Below are 3,781 nucleotides of genomic sequence, written 5' to 3'. Positions count from 1 at the left end.
GGTCGAGTCCACCGAACTGGTCAGCGTCAGCACGGAGACCGGGACGCTCCCGGAGCAGCGCGGATCGGAGCCGCCGGCCGGGCAGTTGTTCCCGGCGCTCGGCGAGGTGATCGCATTCGTCAGGATCCTGTCGCCCGGATCCGGCGACCGCACGACCACCGAGTACGTGATCGTCGCGGACGCGCCGGGTGCCAGCGCGCCCGTCCAGGTCAGGTCGGAGCCGGTCTGGGAGACCGTGCCGGTGGTGGCCGCGCCGTCGCCGGCGTACACGGCGTCGTCCAGCACGCCGGCCAGGGAGTCGGTCAGCGTCGCCGCCGGGTAGGACGTCTGGCCGGTGTTGGTGACGGTGATCGTGTACTCCACCGTGCCGCCCGGGGCCGTGGTCGCGGCGTCCGCGTTCGTCACGATCGTCAGCGCGGGGGTGAGGACCGCGACGGTGACCGTACAGGCGGGGGCGGGGCCCGCGAGGGGGCAGTTGCTCCCTTCGGCCGCCGAGAAGAGCGTGTTGACCATGACCTTGTCCCCGGGGTCCGGGTCGCGGACCGTGATCGAGTAGGTGATCGTCACCGTCGCGCCCACGGCGATGTCGCCGGTCCAGCTGAGCACGGGCTCGGTGTAGGAGACCGCGCCGCTGGTCGCGCTCGCGTCGTTGTTGTAGACGGCGTCGTCGATGAGACCCGCGAACCCGTCGGTGACGGTGATCCCCGTGTACGGCGTCTCGCCCGTGTTGGCCAGCGTCACCGTGTACGTGACCGTCCCACCGGGAACCGTCGCGGGCGCGCTCGCCGTCTTGCCGATCGTGAGCGCCGGGATCAGGACCTGCACGGTGGCCGCGCACTGCGGGTCGGAGCCGCCGGCCGGGCAGTTGCCTCCCGGCGTGTCGGAGACCGCCGCGAAGCGCAGGCTCCGGTCGCCGTCGTCCGGGTTCTTGACGGTGAACGAGGAGGTCAGCGTGACCGTGCCGCCGACCGGGATGTCCCCCGTCCACACCATCCCGCCGGGCGTGCTGGAGATCGTCCCCGAAGTGACCGTGTCCTCCCGGCCGGGCACGACGTCGTCCAGCAGGTCCGCGAGGCTGTAGCTGACGCTGATCCCCGTGTACGGCGTCTGCCCGGTGTTGCTGAACGTGCTGGTGAACTGCACGGTCCCGCCGGGCGTGGTGGTCACGGCGTTCGCGCTGGTGGCGATGGTCAGCGCGGAGACGGTGACGGTCCTCGCGCAGCGCGGGTCGCCGCTGGCCGCCGCGCAGTTGCTCTGCGGCGAGGTCGAGGTGAGCACGTTGGACATGACCCCGTCCCCGCCGGGCGCGGTCTTCGCCGTCACCGAGTAGGTGATCGTGACCGTGCCGCCGGCCGGGACGTTCCCGGTCCAGGTCAGGGTGGGCGCGGTGTAGCCGGCCGTGCCCGCGGTGGCGGACACGTCGTTGTTGTAGTCGGCGTCGTCGAGCACCCCGGTCAGGGGGTCGTTGAACGTCGCCCCGACGTACGGCGTGGCCGCGGTGTTGGCGACGGTGATCGTGTAGTTGACCACACCGCCCCGCTCGGTGGAGGCCACGTCGGACCGTTTGGTGAACGTCAGGTCGGCGCTCTCGGCGATGGGGATCGTCAGGGCGCAGCGCGGGTCGGACGACCCGGCCGGGCAGTTGTTGCCGGCCGCGGCGGAGCTGATCGTGCTGACGAGGCTCTTGTCCCCCAGGTCGGGATTGTTCACGGTGACCGTGTAGGTGATGGTCGCCGTGGCTCCGACGGCGAGGGCGCCGGTCCAGGTCAGGGTGGGCGCGCTGTAGCCGACCGTGCCCGAGTCGGCGACGGCGTCGTTGTTGTAGGCGGCGTCGTCGAGCAGCCCGGTCAGGTCGTCGGCCAGCGAGGCGGCGGCGTAGTCGGTCTGTCCGCTGTTGGTGACCTTGATGGTGTAGGTGACGGTCTCGCTTGCCACGGCGGTGTCGTCGTCCGCCGTCTTCACGATGGTCAGCGCCGGAGTGAGCACGGTGACGGTGGACGAGCAGGCCGGGTTTCCCGACCCGGGCGGACAGGTGCTGCCGACGGTGTCGGAACTGGCCGTGGTGAAGACCAGCTTGTTCCCCGGGTCGGGGTCGCGGACCGTGGCGCTGTACGTGATGACGGCGCTACCCCCGACCGGCAGGTCACCGGTCCAGGTCAGGATCGGGCTCGCGAAGTCGACCGAACCGACGGTCGCGGCGGCGTCGCCGTTGTACGTGGCGTCGCCCAGCAACCCGGCCAGGTCGTCCCTGACCACGGCCCCGCTGTACGGCGTCTGCCCGGTGTTCTCCACGAGCAGCGTGTAGTTGATCACCCCGCCGGGCACCTGCGTGACCGTGTCCGCGGACTTGGTGATGGACAGGGCCGGGATCAGGACGTCGAGCCGCGCGGTGCAGCGCGGGTCGGATCCCCCCGCCGGGCAGTTGTTCCCCGGCGCGGCGGAGACAAGGGTGCCCGTGAGCACCTTGTCCCCCGGATCCGGATCCTTCACGGTAAGGGTGCCGTTGATCGTGACGACCCCGCCGACCGGGATGTTCCCGGTCCAGGTGATGGCAGTGGGCCCCAGCACGAGCGTGCCCGAACTGGCGACCTGGTCACCGACGGGAACGGCGTCGTCCAGCGTGCCCCCCGTGCCGGCGGAGACACTGATCCCCGTGTACGGCGTCTGCCCGGTGTTGGTGAAGGTGGCGCTCAGATGCACCACCGAACCGGGCGTCGTGCTGGTCTCGGTGTAACCCTGCGTCAGGACGAGCCGGGACAGCCTGACCTCGGCCTGACAGCGTGCGTCGGTGCTCCCGGCCGGGCAGTTGTTGCCGGCCGTGGCCGACGTGACGGCGTTGCCGACCAGGCCGTCGCCCGGGTCGGGGGAGCGCACGGTCAAGGAGTACGTGACGGTCGCGCTCGCGCCGATGGCCAGGTCACCGGTCCAGGTCAGGTTGGGCGCGCTGTATCCCACGGTCCCGCTGGTGGCCGCCACGTCGTTGTTGTACGTGGCGTCGTCCAGCGCCCCCGCCAGCGAATCGGTGAAACTCGCCCCGGTGTACGGCGTCTGCCCGGTGTTGGCGACGGTCACGGTGTAGGTGATCGTGCCGCCTTCCACGACGGTCGCGGTGTCGGCGGTCTTGGTGATGGTGAGCGCCGGCACCAGGACGATGACCCGCACGGAGCATCGGCTGTCGCCGCCTCCGGCCGGGCAGTTGTTGCCCAGCGTCGAGGACACCACCGGGTTGGACATCAACCTGTCGCCGGGATCCGGATCGCGCACGGTGACCGAGTAGCTGATGGTCGCGACCGCGCCGATGGCCAGGTCACCACTCCAGGACAACGTGGGCGCGGCGTAGGACACGTCGCCCGTACTCGCGGTGACGTCGTTGTTGTAGACCGCGTCCGTGAGCACACCCGCGAGCGAGTCCGTGAAGGCCGCCCCCGTGTACGGGGTCTCCCCCGAGTTGGTCACCGTCACCGTGTACGAAACGACCCCGCCCGGCTCGACCGTCGCCTTGTCCGCCGTCTTCTCGATCGTCAACTCCGGACGCAGCACTTCCACCGACGTCACACACGCGGGATCGGAACTCCCCACCGGACAGTTGCTGCCCGTGGTCGTCGAGGTGACCAAACTGGTCATCGTGTCGCCACCGGTCGCCGGATTGTTGACCGTGATCGACGCCGTGGCGGTCATCGTCTCCCCCACCGCCAACGGACCCGACCACGTCACCGTCCCGTCCTCGTTGAACGTCAACCCCCCCGAACTCGCCACCGCGTCGTTGTTGTACGTGGCATTG

Annotated in this window: 2 protein-coding genes; one reads left to right on the top strand and one right to left on the bottom strand. The window is 70.4% G+C overall.

The features are described 5' to 3' along the window. Nucleotides 1–3,555: beta strand repeat-containing protein (locus tag Aph01nite_RS40700; protein WP_204046441.1), on the bottom strand; the 3,555-nt coding region annotated here is incomplete at its 3' end. 40 nt (nt 3,556–3,595) lie between these two features. On the opposite strand from Aph01nite_RS40700, the gene Aph01nite_RS40695 reads away from it, so the two are divergent. Continuing rightward, the coding region (locus Aph01nite_RS40695; protein ID WP_204046440.1) for a hypothetical protein at nt 3,596–3,781 on the top strand (186 nt) is incomplete at its 3' end.

This window comes from Acrocarpospora phusangensis, assembly GCF_016862995.1.
GTDB lineage: Bacteria > Actinomycetota > Actinomycetes > Streptosporangiales > Streptosporangiaceae > Acrocarpospora > Acrocarpospora phusangensis.
Note: the sequence above shows the minus strand (reverse complement) of the source record. Positions and strands in the feature narration are given on the sequence as shown.